Source organism: Kitasatospora sp. NPDC057738 (assembly GCF_042798815.1).
GTDB classification, from domain to species: domain Bacteria; phylum Actinomycetota; class Actinomycetes; order Streptomycetales; family Streptomycetaceae; genus Kitasatospora; species Kitasatospora lactacystinica.
In genome coordinates this window covers 86,074-102,518 of the sequence record NZ_JBHVJT010000025.1, presented here as the reverse complement: position 1 = coordinate 102,518, position 16,445 = coordinate 86,074, and the positions used below count along the sequence as shown (strand labels likewise).

At 73.7% G+C, this 16,445-nt stretch carries 14 protein-coding genes, 1 pseudogene and 1 riboswitch; of the genes and pseudogenes, 3 read left to right on the top strand and 12 right to left on the bottom strand.

Annotation, left to right across the window (positions count from 1 at the left end; translation table 11 throughout):
• Positions 1–217: pseudogene (locus ACFVGO_RS16475) on the bottom strand (TIGR03767 family metallophosphoesterase); the annotation flags it as partial.
• Positions 218–548: 331 nt separating this feature from the next.
• On the opposite strand from ACFVGO_RS16475, the gene ACFVGO_RS16470 reads away from it, so the two are divergent.
• Positions 549–1,844, top strand: coding sequence for a cobalt-precorrin-5B (C(1))-methyltransferase (locus ACFVGO_RS16470; RefSeq protein WP_359901669.1), 1,296 nt, complete (start codon positions 549–551; stop codon positions 1,842–1,844).
• A 242-nt stretch (positions 1,845–2,086) separates the two neighbouring features.
• On the top strand, positions 2,087–3,616 hold the full coding sequence (locus ACFVGO_RS16465) for a UDP-N-acetylglucosamine 1-carboxyvinyltransferase (RefSeq protein WP_380348769.1): 1,530 nt from the start codon (positions 2,087–2,089) through the stop codon (positions 3,614–3,616).
• Positions 3,617–3,650: 34 nt separating this feature from the next.
• Here ACFVGO_RS16465 and ACFVGO_RS16460 read toward each other — a convergent pair whose 3' ends face one another.
• The 6 genes from ACFVGO_RS16460 to ACFVGO_RS16435 all read right to left on the bottom strand — a co-directional run bounded on the left by ACFVGO_RS16460 (position 3,651) and on the right by ACFVGO_RS16435 (position 8,132).
• Positions 3,651–4,157 (bottom strand): protein phosphatase, encoded by a 507-nt coding sequence (locus tag ACFVGO_RS16460; protein WP_359901663.1) that lies wholly within the window; start codon positions 4,155–4,157, stop codon positions 3,651–3,653.
• Between the two features lie 48 nt (positions 4,158–4,205).
• Positions 4,206–4,709 (bottom strand): DinB family protein, encoded by a 504-nt coding sequence (locus tag ACFVGO_RS16455; protein ID WP_359901660.1) that lies wholly within the window; start codon positions 4,707–4,709, stop codon positions 4,206–4,208.
• 160 nt (positions 4,710–4,869) lie between these two features.
• Positions 4,870–5,607 (bottom strand): cobalt-precorrin-6A reductase, encoded by a 738-nt coding sequence (locus ACFVGO_RS16450; RefSeq protein WP_380348840.1) that lies wholly within the window; start codon positions 5,605–5,607, stop codon positions 4,870–4,872.
• Complete coding sequence (gene cobM, locus ACFVGO_RS16445) at positions 5,607–6,368, bottom strand: precorrin-4 C(11)-methyltransferase (protein ID WP_359901657.1); 762 nt, start codon at positions 6,366–6,368, stop codon at positions 5,607–5,609. The genes ACFVGO_RS16450 and cobM overlap by 1 nt, the downstream gene beginning before the upstream one ends.
• A complete protein-coding gene (cbiE, locus tag ACFVGO_RS16440; RefSeq protein ID WP_380348772.1) occupies positions 6,365–7,603 on the bottom strand; it encodes a precorrin-6y C5,15-methyltransferase (decarboxylating) subunit CbiE in 1,239 nt (412 codons plus the stop codon). Before cbiE ends, cobM begins: the two co-directional genes overlap by 4 nt.
• An 88-nt stretch (positions 7,604–7,691) precedes the next feature.
• Positions 7,692–8,132: a gamma-glutamylcyclotransferase family protein gene (locus ACFVGO_RS16435; protein ID WP_359901651.1), complete on the bottom strand. Its 441-nt coding sequence runs from the start codon at positions 8,130–8,132 to the stop codon at positions 7,692–7,694.
• Between the two features lie 189 nt (positions 8,133–8,321).
• On the opposite strand from ACFVGO_RS16435, the gene ACFVGO_RS16430 reads away from it, so the two are divergent.
• Complete coding sequence (locus ACFVGO_RS16430) at positions 8,322–9,407, top strand: EamA family transporter (RefSeq protein ID WP_380632316.1); 1,086 nt, start codon at positions 8,322–8,324, stop codon at positions 9,405–9,407.
• Between the two features lie 180 nt (positions 9,408–9,587).
• Here ACFVGO_RS16430 and ACFVGO_RS16425 read toward each other — a convergent pair whose 3' ends face one another.
• The 5 genes from ACFVGO_RS16425 to ACFVGO_RS16405 form a co-directional block, all read right to left on the bottom strand.
• Positions 9,588–10,151 carry an EF-hand domain-containing protein gene (locus ACFVGO_RS16425; RefSeq protein ID WP_359901645.1) on the bottom strand — a complete coding sequence of 188 codons (564 nt, stop codon included), beginning with the start codon at positions 10,149–10,151 and terminating at the stop codon, positions 9,588–9,590.
• A 198-nt stretch (positions 10,152–10,349) separates the two neighbouring features.
• Positions 10,350–12,065, bottom strand: coding sequence for a dipeptide ABC transporter ATP-binding protein (locus tag ACFVGO_RS16420; RefSeq protein WP_380632314.1), 1,716 nt, complete (start codon positions 12,063–12,065; stop codon positions 10,350–10,352).
• 14 nt (positions 12,066–12,079) lie between these two features.
• Complete coding sequence (locus ACFVGO_RS16415; RefSeq protein WP_359901642.1) at positions 12,080–13,072, bottom strand: ABC transporter permease; 993 nt, start codon at positions 13,070–13,072, stop codon at positions 12,080–12,082.
• A 153-nt stretch (positions 13,073–13,225) separates the two neighbouring features.
• Positions 13,226–14,986, bottom strand: a complete 1,761-nt coding sequence (locus ACFVGO_RS16410; RefSeq protein ID WP_380632312.1) for an ABC transporter substrate-binding protein — start codon at positions 14,984–14,986, stop codon at positions 13,226–13,228.
• Between the two features lie 73 nt (positions 14,987–15,059).
• A complete protein-coding gene (locus ACFVGO_RS16405; protein ID WP_359901637.1) occupies positions 15,060–16,040 on the bottom strand; it encodes an ABC transporter permease in 981 nt (326 codons plus the stop codon).
• A gap of 305 nt (positions 16,041–16,345) precedes the next feature.
• A riboswitch (ZMP/ZTP riboswitch) is annotated at positions 16,346–16,442 on the top strand.
• The last annotated feature ends 3 nt before the right edge of the window (positions 16,443–16,445 follow it).

The following is a 16,445-nucleotide window of genomic DNA, read 5'->3' as shown; positions in this document are numbered from 1 at the left end:
GCCAGCCCGGTCCGGCCGTCAGCCACTCGCAGCCACCGGTGCCGACCGGGGTGGCCACCTGCTCCAGCGTGGTCCCGGTGATCCTGATCGCCCGCTCGGCCGTCGTCGCGAGCGCCCGGTCGCGCGCCGCGGCCGAGGCGAACTGCGCGCCGCCCAGCGACAAGGCCGACCAGGCGGCGGCCACCGACGTACCGGTGAGGAACGTACGCCGACTCATCCCTGCCACAAAAACCCCCACATGCTGATGGCCCGGCGGGGCGCTTCGACCCCGGCCGGGCCCACGTCTGTCATGAACCCGCTTCTGGCGGACCGCCAGATTACTCACTGGTAGGCACGGTGGGCGAGGCCCGTGCGGAGAACTCTTCGGGAACGCGGGGCAGCGGCCCCGTGCGGCTCGTGCTCGGGATTCCTCCGCACCGCGCGGGACGCGGGTGCCGCCACCCCGGTCGGGTCCCACCCGGCCCGGTGGGGGAAAATCGGCGGCGGCGGCCGGTGTGGCCGCCGGAGCGGAGCAGGACGGCGCGGGCGCCGTCGGAAACGGGGCGCAGGTGGCCGCAGCGGGAGCCGAGGCGGGAGCCGGAGCAGGAGGCCGGGCCGGCCAGCTGAAGAGCAGCGGCCTGCGGCCCGGCTGGACGACGGGGGCCTGCGCCACCGCGGCCACCAAGGCGGCGTACACCGCGCTGCTCACCGGCGAGTTCCCGGACCCGGTGGTCATCACCCTGCCCAAGGGTCAGCAGCCCGCCTTCGCCCTCGCCGCCGAGGAACTGACCGCTGCCGAGGAACTGACCGTCGCCGAGGAGTCGGCCGCCGCCGGAGAGCCGGCCACGGCCGAGGAGTCGGCTGCCGCCGCGAACCCCGTCGCCGGAGAGCCGGCCGGTGCGCCCGACAAGCCCGACAGGCCCGGTGCGCCCGGCCCCGACCGGCGCATCGCCGCCATGGCCGGGGTGGTCAAGGACGCGGGCGACGACCCCGACGTCACCCATGGCGCACTGATCCGCTCGACCGTACGGCCCGGCGCGCCCGGCACCGGGGTGGTGTTCCGGGCCGGTCCCGGGGTGGGGACGGTCACCAAGGCCGGCCTGCCGCTGCCGGTCGGCGAGCCCGCCATCAACCCGGTGCCCCGGCAGATGATCCGGGACGCGGTAGCCGAGGTGGCCGCCGCCCGCGGGGGCAGCGGGGACGTGGTGGTGGAGATCTCGGTCGACCACGGCGAGGAGATCGCCCGTTCCACCTGGAACCCCCGGCTCGGCATCCTCGGCGGTCTGTCCATCCTCGGCACGACCGGGGTGGTCGTCCCCTACTCGTGTTCGGCCTGGATCGACTCGATCCGCCGCGGGGTGGACGTGGCCCGGGCGGCGGGGCGCACCCACGTGGCCGGCTGCACCGGGTCGACCTCGGAGAAGGTCGCGGTGGCGGAGCACGGGCTGCCGGAGGACGCGCTGCTGGACATGGGCGATTTCGCCGGCGCCGTGCTCAAGTACCTCAAGCGCCACCCGGTGCCCCGGCTGACCATCGCGGGCGGCTTCGCCAAGCTGTCCAAGCTCGCGGCCGGCCACCTCGACCTCCACTCGGCGCGCTCCCAGGTGGACAAGGGGTACTTGGCCGAACTGGCCCGTCGGGGCGGGGCCGACGAGGTGCTGGCCGGGGCGGTCGCGGGCGCCAACACCGCACTGGAAGCGGTGCAGTTGTGCCGGGCGGCCGGGGTGCCGCTCGGGGATCTGGTCGCCGAGGCGGCCCGGGCGACGGCGCTCGGCGTGCTGCTGGGCTCGCCGGTCGCGGTGGACGTCATCTGCATCGACCGCGCGGGCACCGTCGTCGGCCGGGCGGAGCCGCTCGGGCCGTGACCCTGCCCGCCCGTCGCGCGGCCTGCCCGTGAGGTCGTCGGGTCGTGGCCTCGTGGGGCCGTGGCCTCGTCGGGCCGTGGCCTCGTGGGGCCGTGACACTGTCACGAGTGTCACGACGGCGTGACAACCTCACCTGGTGATGTGAAGAACTGACGTCCATACGGGGCGAGAAACGGACAAATGGAGTACCACGCCGGGCCCCAGTTCTGTCGCCATCTCAACCATGAGATATCGTCTGGCGAGTGACAGGCGACTACCTCACCCGTATCGGCACCCTCATCCGTACCGCGCGCCAGCACCGCGGCTGGTCCCAGGCGCAGCTCGGAGAGGCCCTCGGAACCAGCCAGAGCGCGGTCAACCGCATCGAACAGGGCAAGCAGAACGTCAGCCTTGAGATGATCGCCCGCATCGGCGAAGCCCTCGACAGCGAGATCGTCTCCCTCGGCTACTCCGGCCCGATGCACCTGCGCGTCGCCGGCGGCACCCGGCTCTCCGGTGCGATCGACGTCCGCAGCAGCAAGAACGCCTGCGTGGCGATCCTCTGCGCCTCGCTGCTGACCACCGGCCGCACCACGATCCGCAGCGTCGCGCGGATCGAGGAGGTCTACCGCATCCTCGAGGTGCTCACCAGCATCGGCGTCAAGAGCCGCTGGATCAACGAGGGCCGCGACCTCGAACTCACCCCGCCCGCCGAGCTGGACCTCGCGGCGATGGACGTCGAGGCGGCCCGCCGCACCCGCAGCGTGCTGATGTTCCTCGGCCCGCTGATGCACCGCGCCCAGCACTTCGCCATCCCGTACGCGGGTGGCTGCGACCTCGGCACCCGCACCGTGCAGCCGCACCTGACCGCGCTGCGCCGCTTCGGCCTGGAGGTCGCCACCACCGGCGGCGCCTACCACGCCTCGGTCGAGCCGGGTGCCCCGATGGACCGCCCGATCGTGCTGACCGAGCGCGGGGACACGGTCACCGAGAACGCCCTGCTGGCCGCCGCCCGGCACGACGGCGTCAGCGTCATCCGCAACGCCTCGCCCAACTACATGGTCCAGGACCTCTGCTTCTTCCTGGAGAAGCTGGGCGTGAGGATCGAGGGCATCGGCACCACCACCCTCACCGTGCACGGCGTCCCGCAGATCACCTGCGACGTCGACTACACCCCGGCCGAGGACCCGGTGGAGGCGATGAGCCTGCTGGCCGCCGCCGTCGTCACCTCCTCCGAGCTGACCGTCCGCCGGGTGCCGATCGAGTTCCTGGAGATCGAGCTCGCCGTGCTGGAGGGCATGGGTCTCGACTACGACCGCACCCCCGAGTACCGGGCCCACAACGGTCACACCCGGCTGGTCGACCTCACCGTGCGCCCGTCCAAGCTGACCGCGCCGATCGACACCATCCACCCGATGCCGTTCCCCGGCATCAACATCGACAACGTGCCGTTCTTCGCCGCCATCGCCGCGGCCGCGCACGGCACCACGATGATCCACGACTGGGTGTACGACAACCGCGCGATCTACCTGACCGAGCTGACCCGCCTCGGCGCCGACGTCAAGCTCCTCGACCCGCACCGGGTGCTGGTCCAGGGGCCGACCCGGTGGCGCGCCGCCGAGATGATGTGCCCGCCGGCCCTGCGCCCCGCCGTGGTCATCCTGCTCGCCATGCTCGCCGCCAAGGGCACCTCGGTGCTGCGCAACGTCTACGTCATCAACCGCGGCTACGAGGACCTCGCCGAGCGCCTCAACTCCATCGGCGCCCAGATCGAGACGTTCCGCGACATCTGAGAAATCTGACGGAACGTCATGCCGCTGACCGGCCTCACCCGTTGAGGCCGGTCAGCAGCACGGCGACCTCCAGTCCGGTGTCCAGGTAGTCCACGAACACCGGGTTGTTCAGTGCCCAGGGCGAGCGCCGTTCCCGGACCAGCCGGACCGCCTCGCCGCTCTCGTGGCCGAGGCCGATGAGCGCCTGCGCCACCACCAGGCCCGAGCGGTTGTACCCCGAGTGGCAGCGCACCAGCGTCCGCCGGCCCCGGCGGACGGCCGACTCGGTGAGCCCGGCCGCCTCCTGGACGGCGAGCAGCTGACCGGGGGAGAGCGGGGCGTCGGGCACCTCCCGGACGACGTGCTCCACTCCCGGTGCCGGACCGTGCCCGGAACGGGTGAACAGGCTGACCACCAGGTCGAACTCGGCCCGTACGATCGCGAGTTCCAGTTCGCCGCCGGGCCGGGTGAAGTAGTGCCCGCCCATCCAGAGCCCGGGGACGATCTCGTTCCAGGGCTCGGACGGCCCGGGGGTGTCGCGTTCCTTCTGACGGGTCCGCACGCTCTGCTCGCTCCCTCGTCGTCCGGCCGCGTCCGGCCGCGTCCGGTGCTACTCGCCGGTGGTGCCGTCGAGGTGCTCGCGGAGCAGGTCGGCGTGGCCGTTGTGGCGGGCGTACTCCTCGATCATGTGGGTGAGGATCCAGCGGAGCGAGAAGACCTCGTCGCCGTAGTGGCCCAGGACGTCCAACGACTCGGCGGCGGAAACGAGTTCCCGGGCGCGGTCGCACTCCCGGCGCCAGATCGCGAAGGCCTCGTCGGGGTCGGCGGTGTCGGCGTCGAACTCGGCGAAGGACCCGTCCGGGTGCTTCCAGAATCCCGGCAGGCCCTCGTCGTTGAGGACGTTGCGGAACCAGCCGCGCTCCACCTCGGCGAGGTGGCGGACCAGCCCGAGCAGGGAGAGCCCGGACGGTTCCAGCACCCGGGCGCGGAGCTGCTCCGCGGTGAGGCCCGCGCACTTCATCGCGAGGGTGTCGCGCTGGTAGTCCAGGAAGCCCGCCAGAGTGGCGCGTTCGTCGGCGGTGCGGGGAGTCTGCGTGCGCTGATCATCGGTCATCGGGCCATCCTTCCCGACGTCCGCCGGGGCCGCCCCGCAATTTCCGCGGGACGACCGGGCGAGCGGGCACCAGCACGACGGCGAGCGGGTACCAGCGCGACGGTGAGCAGCCGCAGCGCCCGGGCCGGCTGGTGCCCGGGCCGTCCAGCGCCCGGGCCGGCTAGCCCAGGTGCTCCAGCCAGCGCAGTGCGCCGGGGACGTCCGGTGCGACCGGGACGCCTTCCGTGACCGGCGGGCGTTCCACGATGATGACGGGCAGGCCGAGTCCGCGTGCGGCGGCCAGCTTGGGGGCGGTCGCGGCGCCGCCGCTGTCCTTGGTGACCAGGACGTCGATGTCGTGTTCGCGCAGCAGCGCCTCTTCGCCGTGGATCGTGAACGGCCCCCGGTCCAGCAGGACTTCGAACGAGGGCGGTACCGGGGGCTCGGGCGGGTCCACCGAGCGGGCGAGGAAGTGGACCCCGTCCAGGTGGGCGAAGGCGCCGACGCCCTGTCGGCCGACGGTGAGGAAGACCCGTTCCCCGCGCCGGGGCAGCAGGTCGGCCGCCGCGGCGAGGGAGGGGACGGGGAGCCAGCGGTCGCCGTCGACGCGGGTGAAGCCGGGGCGGCGCAGCACCAGCAGCGGGACCGCGGTGGCGGCGGCCGCGAGGGCGGCGTTCCGGGAGATGCCGGCGGCGAACGGGTGGGTGGCGTCCACCACCGCGTCCACCTGCTCGGTGCGCAGCCAGTCGGCCAGACCCTCCGGTCCGCCGAAGCCGCCGATCCGCACCTCCCCGGCGGGCAGCCGCGGCTGGGCGACCCGGCCGGCCAGCGAGCTGGTGACCCGGTGCGCGGTCGGGGCGAGCTCGGCGGCCAGCGCCCGCCCTTCGGTGGTGCCGCCGAGGATCAGGACGTGCCGCATCACGCCCCGCAGGGCTCGTGCGGGCGCTCGCGGTCCGCCGAGTAGAGGTGGCTGTCGCGGAACTGCTCGGCGGCCAGCGTGCGGCCGACGAGGATGACGGCGGTGCGGACCACGCCCGCCGCCTTGACCTGCTCGGCGATGTCGCCGACGGTGCCGCGCAGCACCAGCTCGTCAGGGCGGCTGGCCATCGCGACCACGGCGGCCGGGCAGTCCGCGCCGTAGTGGGGGAGCAGCTGCTCGACCACGTCGTCCACGTAGCCGGCGGCCAGGTGCAGCACCAGCAGGGCGCCGCTGCGGCCGAGGGTGGCGAGGTCCTCGCCCTCGGGCATCGGGGTGGCGCGCTTGGCGATCCGGGTGAGGATGACGGTCTGGCCGACGGTCGGGACGGTCAGCTCCCGCTTCAGCGCGGCCGCGGCGGCGGCGAAGGCGGGCACGCCGGGGACCACCTCGTACGGCACGCCGGCCGCGTCCAGGCGGCGCATCTGCTCGGCGACGGCGGAGAAGACGGACGGGTCGCCGGAGTGCAGCCGGGCCACGTCCTGGCCGGCCCGGTGGGCGGCGACCAGCTCGGCGGTGATCTGGTCCAGGTTGAGCTGGGCGGTGTCGATCAGGCGGGCGCCGGGCGGGCACTCGTCCAGCAGCTCGCGCGGGACGAGGCTGCCCGCGTACAGGCAGACCTCGGCGCGGGCCAGGATGCGCTGGCCGCGCAGGGTGATCAGATCGGCGGCGCCCGGGCCGGCTCCGATGAAGTGGACGGTCACGAGGCGTTCTCCTGAGGGGTTTCGGGCTTGACTGCGGACCACTGGGTGACCGGCATGGCCTGGCGCCACCCGGTGAAGCCGCCCACCGGGACGGCGTGGGCGACGGCGAGTTTGACGAGCTCCCCGCCGTGGCGCCGGTACCACTCGGTGAGCAGCGCCTCGGACTCCAGCGTCACGGTGTTGGCGACGATCCGGCCGCCCGGGCGCAGCGCGGCCCAGCAGGCGTCCAGCAGGCCGGGCGCGGTGAGGCCGCCGCCGATGAACACGGCGTCGGGGGTGGGGAGTTCGGCGAGAGCGGCGGGGGCGGGGCCGGTCACCACGCGGAGCCGGGGCACCCCGAGTGCGGCGGCGTTGCGGACGATCCGCTCGGCCCGCGCCGGGTCGCGCTCGATGCTGACGGCCCGGCAGTCGCGGTGGGCGCGCAGCCACTCGACGGCGATCGAGCCGGAGCCGCCGCCGACGTCCCAGAGCAGCTCGCCGGGGGAGGGGGCCAGCGTGGCGAGGGTCGCGGCGCGGACGTGGCGCTTGGTGAGCTGGCCGTCGCTCTCGTACGCGGCGTCGGGCAGGCCGGGGACGAGGGAGGCGCGGGGGCCGTCGCCGAGGTCGACGGCGATGACGTTCAGCGGGTCGCCGGGCGGGTGCGGCCAGCCGTCGGCGGGGCCGTCGAGGTGGCGTTCGGCGGGGGCGCCGAGCTGTTCGAGCACCCGCAGGCGGGCGCCGCCGAAGCCGCGGGCGGTGAGCAGCTCGGCCACGGCGGCCGGGGTGGCGGCGTCGGCGCTGAGCACCAGCAGGCGGCGGCCGGGGTGGAGGGCGAGGGAGAGGGCGTCCAGCGGCCGGCCGACCAGGCTGACCACCTCGGTGGCCTCCAGCGGCCAGCCGAGCCGGGCGCAGGCGTAGGAGACGGAGGAGGGGTGCGGCAGGACGCGCAGGCGCTCGGCGCCGACGGTCTCGGCGAGGGTGCGGCCGATGCCGTAGAACATCGGATCGCCGCTGGCCAGGACGGCGATGCGGCGGCCGGCGTGGGCGGCGAGCAGTCCGGGGACGGCGGGGCGCAGGGGGGACGGCCAGGGGACGCGCTCGGCGGTGACCTCGTCGTGGGGGAGCAGGTCCAGCTGGCGGGGGCCGCCGACGACGGTCTCGGCCTCCCGCAGCGCGGCCCGGGAGCCGGCGGCGAGGCCGGGCCAGCCGTCGGCCCCGATCCCGACGACGGTGATCGGGGGTGGCAGCTCGGGCACCGGGTGGCTCCTCGTCGTTCGATGGGCCGATGAGCGGGAAATCTCATTGGCCGGGGCAGCCTACCTGGCGGTTGTCATCCGCCACCCGTCATCCCACTCCTCCCCCGGCCGCTCCCCAGTCCCCCGATTCGATCAGCGCCGGCCGCTCCCGCAGCCGTGCCTCGGCCCTCGGCCCGGCGAGGTAGACCCAGGCCTCCCGCAGCTCGCCCGCCGCCGTCCGCACCGCCATCCGCCGCCGCACGTACAGCCCGGTCCCGTCCGCCCGGCAGTCCTCCAGCCGGTCCAGGGCGTCCAGGGCTCCGGCGTACGCGCCCGGGCGTACGGTGACGAGCTCACCCAGGATCCGGCGCCCGGGCGCCGGATCCGGCACCGCGTACGGGAAGCCGGGGCCCTCGTGCAGCGCGGCGCCCTCCAGGACCGCCGGCCGGATCTCGGCGCAGCGTCCGGCCAGGTGGGCGGCGTGATTGCGGCCGCCGCTGCGCAGGGTGCCGTACACGAAGAACGGCAGGGCCTCCTCGGGTGCGGGCACGGGTTCGACCTCCTCGTCGGGGAGCGCCCACCGTACGTCCCGCGGTCCGGGTTCCGATACGGACTGGCGCACCGGGCCGTCCATGCGCTGTCATGTCGGATGTTCGGCCAGCACCGTCCAAGGGGGACACCCATGACATCGCCCGCTTCACCCTCCCAACCGGCCGCGGATCCCGGCCCGACCCCCGGCGTGGCTCCCGACGTTCCCGCGCCCGCCGACGCCCCCGTCCGCCCCGACGCCCCCGCCCGCGCCGACAGCCCCGTCCCCGCCGCCGCCGGCGTCCCCGCCGACGCCGCCGTCAGGGCCGAGGCGGCCCCCGCCCGCGGCCCCCGCCTCGGCGGCGCGGTCTGGCTGGCCCTCCTCGTGGTCTACATCGTCTGGGGGTCGACGTACCTCGCGATCCGGGTCGCCGTGGAGACGATGCCCTCCTTCCTCTCCGCCGCCGCCCGCTTCCTCGTCGCCGGCCTGCTGCTGACCGGCTACCTCCTGGTGCGCCAGGGCCCGGCCGGTCTGAAGGTGACCAAGCGGCAGCTGGCCTCCTCCGCCCTGGTCGGCCTGCTGCTGCTGACCGGCGGCAACGGACTGGTGGTCCTGGGCGAGACCTCCGTCCCCTCCGGGCTGGCCGCCCTGCTGGTGGCCGCGGTCCCGCTGTGGATGGTGGTGCTCACGGCGGTCGGCGGCGAGCGCCCGAGGCCCGCCGAGCTGGCCGGGGTGCTGCTCGGACTGGTCGGCCTCGGCGTCCTGTCGGCGCCCGCGATCGGCGGGTCGATCGAGCCGACCGGCGTGATCATGATCATCGCTGCCACCCTGCTCTGGGCGACCGGCTCCTTCGCGACCAAGAAGATCCCGATGCCCGACAACGTGCTGGCCGCGAGCGCCTACCAGATGCTGGTCGGCGGAGTCGGCGACCTGGTGATCGGACTGGGCCGGGGAGAGCAGCACGGGCTGGACCTCGCAACGATCTCCGGGCGGTCCTGGCTGGCCCTCGCCTACCTGGTGATGTTCGGCTCGCTGCTCGCCTTCACCGCGTACGCCTGGCTGCTGCGGTCGGCCCCGCTGACCCTGGTCGCCACCTACGCCTACGTGAACCCGGTGGTCGCGGTGCTGCTGGGCTGGCTGATCCTCGCCGAACCGCTGACCGGCCCGACCCTCGCGGGCGGCGCGATCGTGGTGGCGGGCGTCTGCCTGGTGGTGAGCGTCAGCCGGCGTTCGGGCGGCTCGTCGCGTGCCGGGAGTCCGGCCCGTCCGGCGAAGGAGCCGTCCGCTCGGAGGTGAGCCCGGCCCGCCACCACCGCCCCGGACGACGGCCATGGCGGTCACGACGGCCACGGCATCCACAGCGTCCACGGCATCCACAGCAGTCAGGACGGCCACGGCGGCCACGGCGGCCACGACGTCAACGGCGGCCCGCCCCCGCGCTTCCGGCTCACGGGGGAGGGCCGTCCGCCGTACGGCTCAGAAGGCGTACGGCGGCTTGCCCGTCCACCAGTTGCCGGGCGCGTCCGGGTCGCGGCTGGTCCAGAACTCGATGATCGCGGTGGTGAACTCGGCGGCGGAGAGCACGCCGTCGCCGTCGGTGTCGAGGTGGCGGAAGGCCTCGTCGGCGTCGTCGCGGGAGAGGCCGGCGAAGTGGCCGCGCTGGAAGACGAAGAACTCACCGGCGTCCACCGTCCCGCTGCGGTCGGCGTCGGCGACGGCGAGGAAGGCCTCGGCGAGCGCGCCGAGGATCTCGCGCGCGGCCTCGGGGTCGTCGGCGAGCGAGCCGGTCGAGGTGACGAACTGCTGACGGGTGATCGCCTCGGTGCCGGCGGGCAGCCGGGCGAGGTGCAGGTCGTGCCAGGTCGTCAGGTAGGCGCGGACTATCACGGCCTCGGCCTCGGAACCCTCCTGATGGCCGAGCGAGCGGGCCACCGAGAGGCCCATCAGGACGTGGTCCCGCTCGGTGAGCAGGCCGTCGCCGTCGGCGTCGAGGTGATCGAAGCCGTGGTTGATCTTTGCGATGAGCAGGTCGTCCGACAAATGTGCCTCCTCGGTTGGTGATTCCTTGCTCGGTCTCCTACGTCACATCGCCTGCACGCTAGCGTCTTGAGCCGGACCGGCGCAGCCGAACGAACGGCGAACGACCTGCCCGTTCACTCCCACACCACTCGCCGAGCCGTCCGCCGGGCCGCTGGCCGGGCCGTCCGCCGGGCCACTCGCCGGACGGCCCGGAGCGTCTCAGTGCACCGCCGCCAGCAACTCCCTCGTGTACGCGGTGTGCGGCGCCTCGAAGAGCTGGTCCCGGTCGGTGGACTCGACCAGCCGGCCCCCGTGCATCACCGCCACCCGGTCGCAGAAGTGCCGCACCACCGCGAGGTCGTGGGAGACGAACAGGAACGCCACGCCGAGCCGTTCGCGCAGCTCCATCAGCAGGTTGAGCACCTGGGCCTGCACCGACACGTCGAGCGCGGAGACCGGCTCGTCGGCGATGATCAGCCGCGGCTGCGGGGCCAGCGCCCGGGCGATGCCGATCCGCTGGCGCTGCCCGCCGGAGAACTCGTGCGGGTAGCGGTCCAGGTGCCCGCCCTCCAGCCCGACCTGCTCCAGCAGTTCGACGGAGCGCTCCCGACGTTCGGCCGGGCCCAGCGAGGTGTGCAGGCGCAGCGGGGTGTCCAGGGTCCGGCCGATCGTCCGGCGCGGGTTGAGCGAGGCGTACGGGTCCTGGAAGACCAGCTGGATCTCGCGGCTGAGCCGCTTCCGGAGCTCCCGGTCGGGCCGGGTGACGTCCTGGCCGTCGTACAGCACCCTTCCGCCGGTGGGTCGTTGCAGCCCGGCCAGGACCCGCGAGGTGGTGGACTTCCCGGAGCCGGACTCGCCGACCAGCCCGAGTGTCTCGCCGGGGGCGATCCGCAGGCCGACGCCCTCGACCGCCCGGACCGGTTCGGCCCGCAGGCGGGGGAAGCGCCGGCGCCCCGGGAAATGCACGGACAGGTCGTCCACCTCGACCAGCCAGCGCTCGGGACGCCCGACGGTTCGCGGCCGGAACGTCCGCGAGGGTGTCGGCTCGTCGACCGTCGGAAGGGCGGTGCCCGGCACCGAGTCCAGCCGGAGCGCCGCGCCCACCAGGGCCCGGGTGTACGGCTCGCGCGGCGCGGCCAGCAGTTCGGCGGTCGGCGCGGACTCGATCCCGGCCCCGCCGCGCATGACCAGCGTGCGGTCCGTCGTCCCGGCGACCACGCCCAGGTCGTGGCTGACCAGCAGCACCGCCGTCCCGTGCTCGCGCTGCAACTCGCCGAGCAGGTCGAGGACCTGCCGCTGCACGCGGGCGTCCAGGGCGGTGGTCGGCTCGTCCGCGATGATCAGCCGGGGGTCGTTCATCAGCGCCATCGCGATCATCACCCGCTGGCGCATGCCGCCGGAGAACTGGTGCGGGTAGTCGCGGCTCCGGGCCGCCGGGATGCCGACCCGGTCGAGCATCTCGGCGGCCCGCCGGCCCGCCTCGGCGCGGCCCGTGCCCGGGTGGTGCAGCCGGTACATCTCGGCGAGCTGGGCGCCCACGCCGTGGAAGGGGCTGAGCGAGGTGAGCGCGTCCTGGAAGACCAGCGCGGCCCGTCCGCCCCGCACCCCGCGCAGCGCGGACTCCTCGGCACCGACGACCTCCTGTCCGCCCAGCCGGATCGAGCCGGTGACGGTGGTGGTGCGAGGGTCGTGCAGACCGAGGACGGCGAGCCCGACGGTCGACTTGCCGGAGCCCGACTCGCCGACCAGGCCCAGGACTTCACCCGGCGCGAGGTCGAAGGAGAGGTTCCGGACGGCGGTCACGGGTGCGCCGCCGCGCGGGTCGGCGAAGGCGACGGTCAGGTCGCGGACGCTCAGCACCGGCTCGTCGCTCCCCGCCGCGGTGCCCTTCGCCCCTTCGCGCCGCACGCCGTCCCCGGGAACAGTGGATTTCATCGAAGGACTCCCCATCAGCTCAGCCGCACACGCGGATCGAGCCAGGCGACCGCGAGGTCGGCCAGCGCGACGAACAGCACCATGAAGCAGGCGGCCAGCAGCACCGCGCCGACCACGGCGGGCAGGTCCTGCCCGGCGACGGCCTCCGCGGCGAACCGTCCGACCCCGTTCAGCCCGAACACCGTCTCGGTGATCACGGCTCCGCCGAGCAGCACCCCGGCCTCCAGCCCGATCAGCTGCACCAGCGGGCCGGCGGCGCCGCGAGAGGTGTACTTCAGGTGGGCGCGCAGCCGTCCCAGACCCTTGCCGCGGGCCGTGCGGACGTATTCCTCGTTCATCGTCTCCAGCAGCTGCGAGCGCGAAAGCCGGGCGAACACGGCCGAGTTGACGAAGCCGAGGACGAACCAGGGGAGCAGCATCCCGCCCGCCCAGGCGGCCGGGTCCTCGGCCGGCGGGGTGTAGGAGGGCAGCGGCAGCAGCCCGGTGGAGTACACCAGCAGCCACTGCGCGACGTACCCGAGGAAGTAGATCTGCACGCTCGCGCCGACCAGGGTGAAGCCGGAGAGCAGCCGGTCAGTCCGCCGCCCGTGCCGCAGCGCGGAGACGAACCCGGTGCCGAGGCCGAACACCAGCAGGACGGCGAGCGCCCCGGCGGTCAGCGAGAGGGTGACGGGCAGGTGGTCGGCCAGTGCCTCGGTGACGGGCTGGTGCAGCCGGTAGGAGTAGCCGAGGCAGGGGGCGTCGCAGTGGATGGTCGAGCCGTCCACGTCGCCGATGTCCCGCCCGGCGACCACTCCGACCAGGTAGTCGGTGTACTGGGTGAGCAGCGGCTGGTCCAGGCCCATGCTCTGGCGCACCGCCGCGACCTGCCCGCTGTCGCAGCGCGGGCCGCAGGCGGCGCGGGCCGGGTCGGCGGGCGCGGCGTAGAAGAGGGCGAAGGCGGCGGCGGAGACCGCGACCAGGACCGCGAGGGCCTGGGCGGTCCGCCGCAGGACGAAGGAGAGCATGGCCGATCCGGGGTCGACGTGACGGGGGAGGCGCGCGAAGGGTGAGCAGCTGAGCGGGAAGCGGGCGAGAGGGAGGGGGAAGGGGCCCGCCCCCGTTCCGCCGTGGAACCGGGGAACCCAGGGAACCCGGGGAACGGGAGCGGGCCCCGGCACTCAGGACTTCAGGTACAGCCAGGCCAGCGAGACGGTCCCGTAGATCGGGTGGACGAACGCCCCGCCGACGTTGCTGCCGCGCAGCTGGTTGACCGTCGGGTAGGCGAACGGCAGCACCGGCAGGTCCTTCATCACGGTCTGCTCCAGCGCGTACAGCTCCTTGGCCTTGGCGCGGGGTTCGCCGATCTGGTTGATCCGGTCGATCTCCTTGTCGACCTCCGGGTTGCGGTAGCGCGCGGAGTTGATGTCGCTGCCGGCCCGGCCGTCGAAGGAGAACGGGACGAGGGTGGACGGGGTGGGCCAGTCGACCGAGCTGGTCTCCTCGAACAGGTCGTACGGGGAGTCGGTGCGGTGCACCTCGTCCAGGAAGGCCTTGGGGTCGACCGGCTTGGGCACGACGGTGATCCCGGCCTTGCCGAAGCCCTCGACCAGCACCTGCGCGACGCGCTGCCCGGTCGGGGTGTTCCGGTACGCGTAGGTCAGGCTCCCGGGCGCCTGCTTGGCCTTGGCGAGCGCGGCCCTGGCGGCCTCCGGGTCGCCCTCGGGCCTGGCCGGGTAGAGGTCGTACTTCTGGTAGTCGATCAGCGCGGGGGAGCTCAGCGTGGTGGCCAGCTCGCCGGTCCGGGCGCCGCCCTGGACCTGGCGGGCCTGCTGGCGCGGGTAGGCCAGGTGCAGCGCCTTGCGGACCTCGACGTCGGGCACCCGCTCGTTGTTGATCATCAGCTGGGTGACGAAGGCGCCCTGCCGTCCGGAGACCACCAGTTCCTTGGCCTTCGGGTCGGTGTCGGTGGTCTGGTACAGCTCGGCGGAGAGGGTGTCGGAGGCGGTGGTGGCGTTGGCGCCGCCGTCCCGTCCGGAGAGGATCTCCTGGTTGAGGTTGAGCGCCTCCTTGCCGTACGTGAAGACGAACTTCTCCGGGTACTGGCTGCGGATCGGGTCCGTCTCGGGCTTCCAGGCCGGGTTGCGCTCCAGCACCATGCGGGTGTTCTGGACGTGCTCGACGATCCGGTACGGCCCGGTCGCGAACGGCAGTCGGTCGTAGTCCGTCCCGGTGTCCTTGTCCCGGCGCACCGGGGAGGAGGAGGACTGCGCGGCCATGTACGGGACGTCGGCCTGCGGCTGCGGGAAGTGGAAGACGATCGTGCGCTCGTCCGGCGTCTCGATCGCGTCCAGGTCGCCGGCCTGCGGGCCCGCGTACTTGGTGCGCGCCGCCTCGTAGCCGGCCTCGCCGGTGAGCCACTGCGGCCAGTACGGCGGGCCGACCTCGTAGCCCTTGCCGAAGGTGCGCTCGATGCCGTACTTGACGTCCTGGGCGGTGATCGGCTGCCCGTCCTCCCAGGCGACGCCCGGCTTGAGGCGGTACGTCCAGGTGCGGCCGCCGTCGGCCGGGGTGCCGGTGTCGGTGGCCAGGTCGCCGACCAGCTTGGCCTTGCCGTCCACGACCTGGTACTGGGTCAGCTGGCGACCCCAGAGCAGCGAGGCGTTGTAGGCGGCGCCCGCGTAGACCTTCTGCGGGTCGAGGTGGCGGAACTCCACGCTGTTGTACACGTTCACCGTGCCGCCCGCGCGGGCGCCCGGGACGGCCGGGGCCGGGCCGGCGCTCTCCTGCTCGCTGCCGAGCACGGCGGTCAGCGGGGAGGTCTCCTTGGCGGAGGCCCCGGCGGCGCCGCCGGAGCCGGTGGTGCTGCCCGCGCCGGCCGAGCAGGAGGTCGCCAGCAGGGCGGTGGCGATGACGGCGAGGGACGGTCTGGTCCAGCGCATGGCGAATCTCTCCTTGCCCCGGCGGATCGTGCCGGGGCGGGCTCGGGTTGATGGATGGGAGGAGGCGAGGGGGTCAGCGGGCAGTGCGGGCGCGCGGGTCCAGCGCGTCCCGGACGGCGTCGCCGAGCAGGTTGAAGGCGATGACGAACAGCAGCAGCGCCACGCCGGGGAACACCATGTAGGTGGGGTCGGCCTGGAAGACCTCGGAGCCGCGCGCGATCATCCGCCCCCAGTCCGGGACCGGCTCGGTGATGCCGACGCCGAGGAAGGACAGCGCGGCCTCGGAGGCCACGAAGGTCGGCACCGCCATGGTGGCGTGCACCAGCAGCTGCGAGCGCACATTCGGCAGAAGTTCGTGGACGACGACATGGAACCGGCCGGCGCCCTGGGCCCGTGCGGACTGCACGAAATCCCTTTCCCGGAGTGAGCGGACGGTGGCCCGCAGGGAAAGCGCGAGCGGAATCCAGCCGAACGCCGAGAAAACCAGGATCAGCACCAGGAACTGCATCCACTCCGGTTCCGCGGTGCCCGGGTCGACCAAACGGGACTGGATCACCGGGCTGAGCGCGAGCAGCAGCAGCAGCGTGGGAAAGGCCAGCAGCACATTCGCGAGGAATCCGAACAGCCGGTCCGTGATCCCGCCCAGGTAGCCGACCGCGACGCCGGCCAGCACGCCCAGGGTGGTGGTCACCGCGGCGGCCGCGAAGGCGATCAGCAGCGAGGTGCGGATGCCGTACAGCAGCTGGGTGAAGACGTCCCGGCCGAGGCCGGGCTCCAGGCCGAACCAGAAGTCGCCGGAGATCCCGCCGTTCGGCAGCATCGGCAGTCCGCTGTCGCTGAGCAGGCCCGGGACGTTCTGGCCGTAGTGGTCGACCGGGTTCTTCCCGTACAGCGCGGCGACCAGCGGGGCGCCGAGGGCGAGCAGCAGGAACAGCACCACCACCGCCAGGGCGGCGCCGCCGACCCGGTCCCGCAGGATCCGGCGGAGCAGGCCGGGGTCGGCGGCGGGCGCGGGCCCGGCCGTGGTGCCTGGGACGGTGTCGACCGCTGCCATGAGGCGTAACCCCCGAATTCTCCGCCGCCCCATGGGTGAGGGTGCGCTGGTGTGCATTTCCGGTACGGCGTCCCGGGGTTTTCCCGGCGGCCGTTCGAGCGCCATTGGATCGGATGCGTCCGAGGTTCCGCAAATCACCTTCGGCGGTCGTTCGGCTCATTCCTGCGGAACTGTTTCGGGATATGTGGCGGCTTCATTTCGCCGAAACACCGGCGTTGCAAAAGAACGGACATAGCGGCACATAGCGGACTGCCCGTTCCGCATTCTGAGACCTCCGCCACAGTCCCTCCGGTGTTGGTACGATCCCGGTGGGCCGCAACTGGCGCGTAGGGATGGAATCAACCATCGGGAAGCGGCCCCGTGAATCCTCACGTGAACTTGCCGAGCGCCTGGGCCCCCGCATCC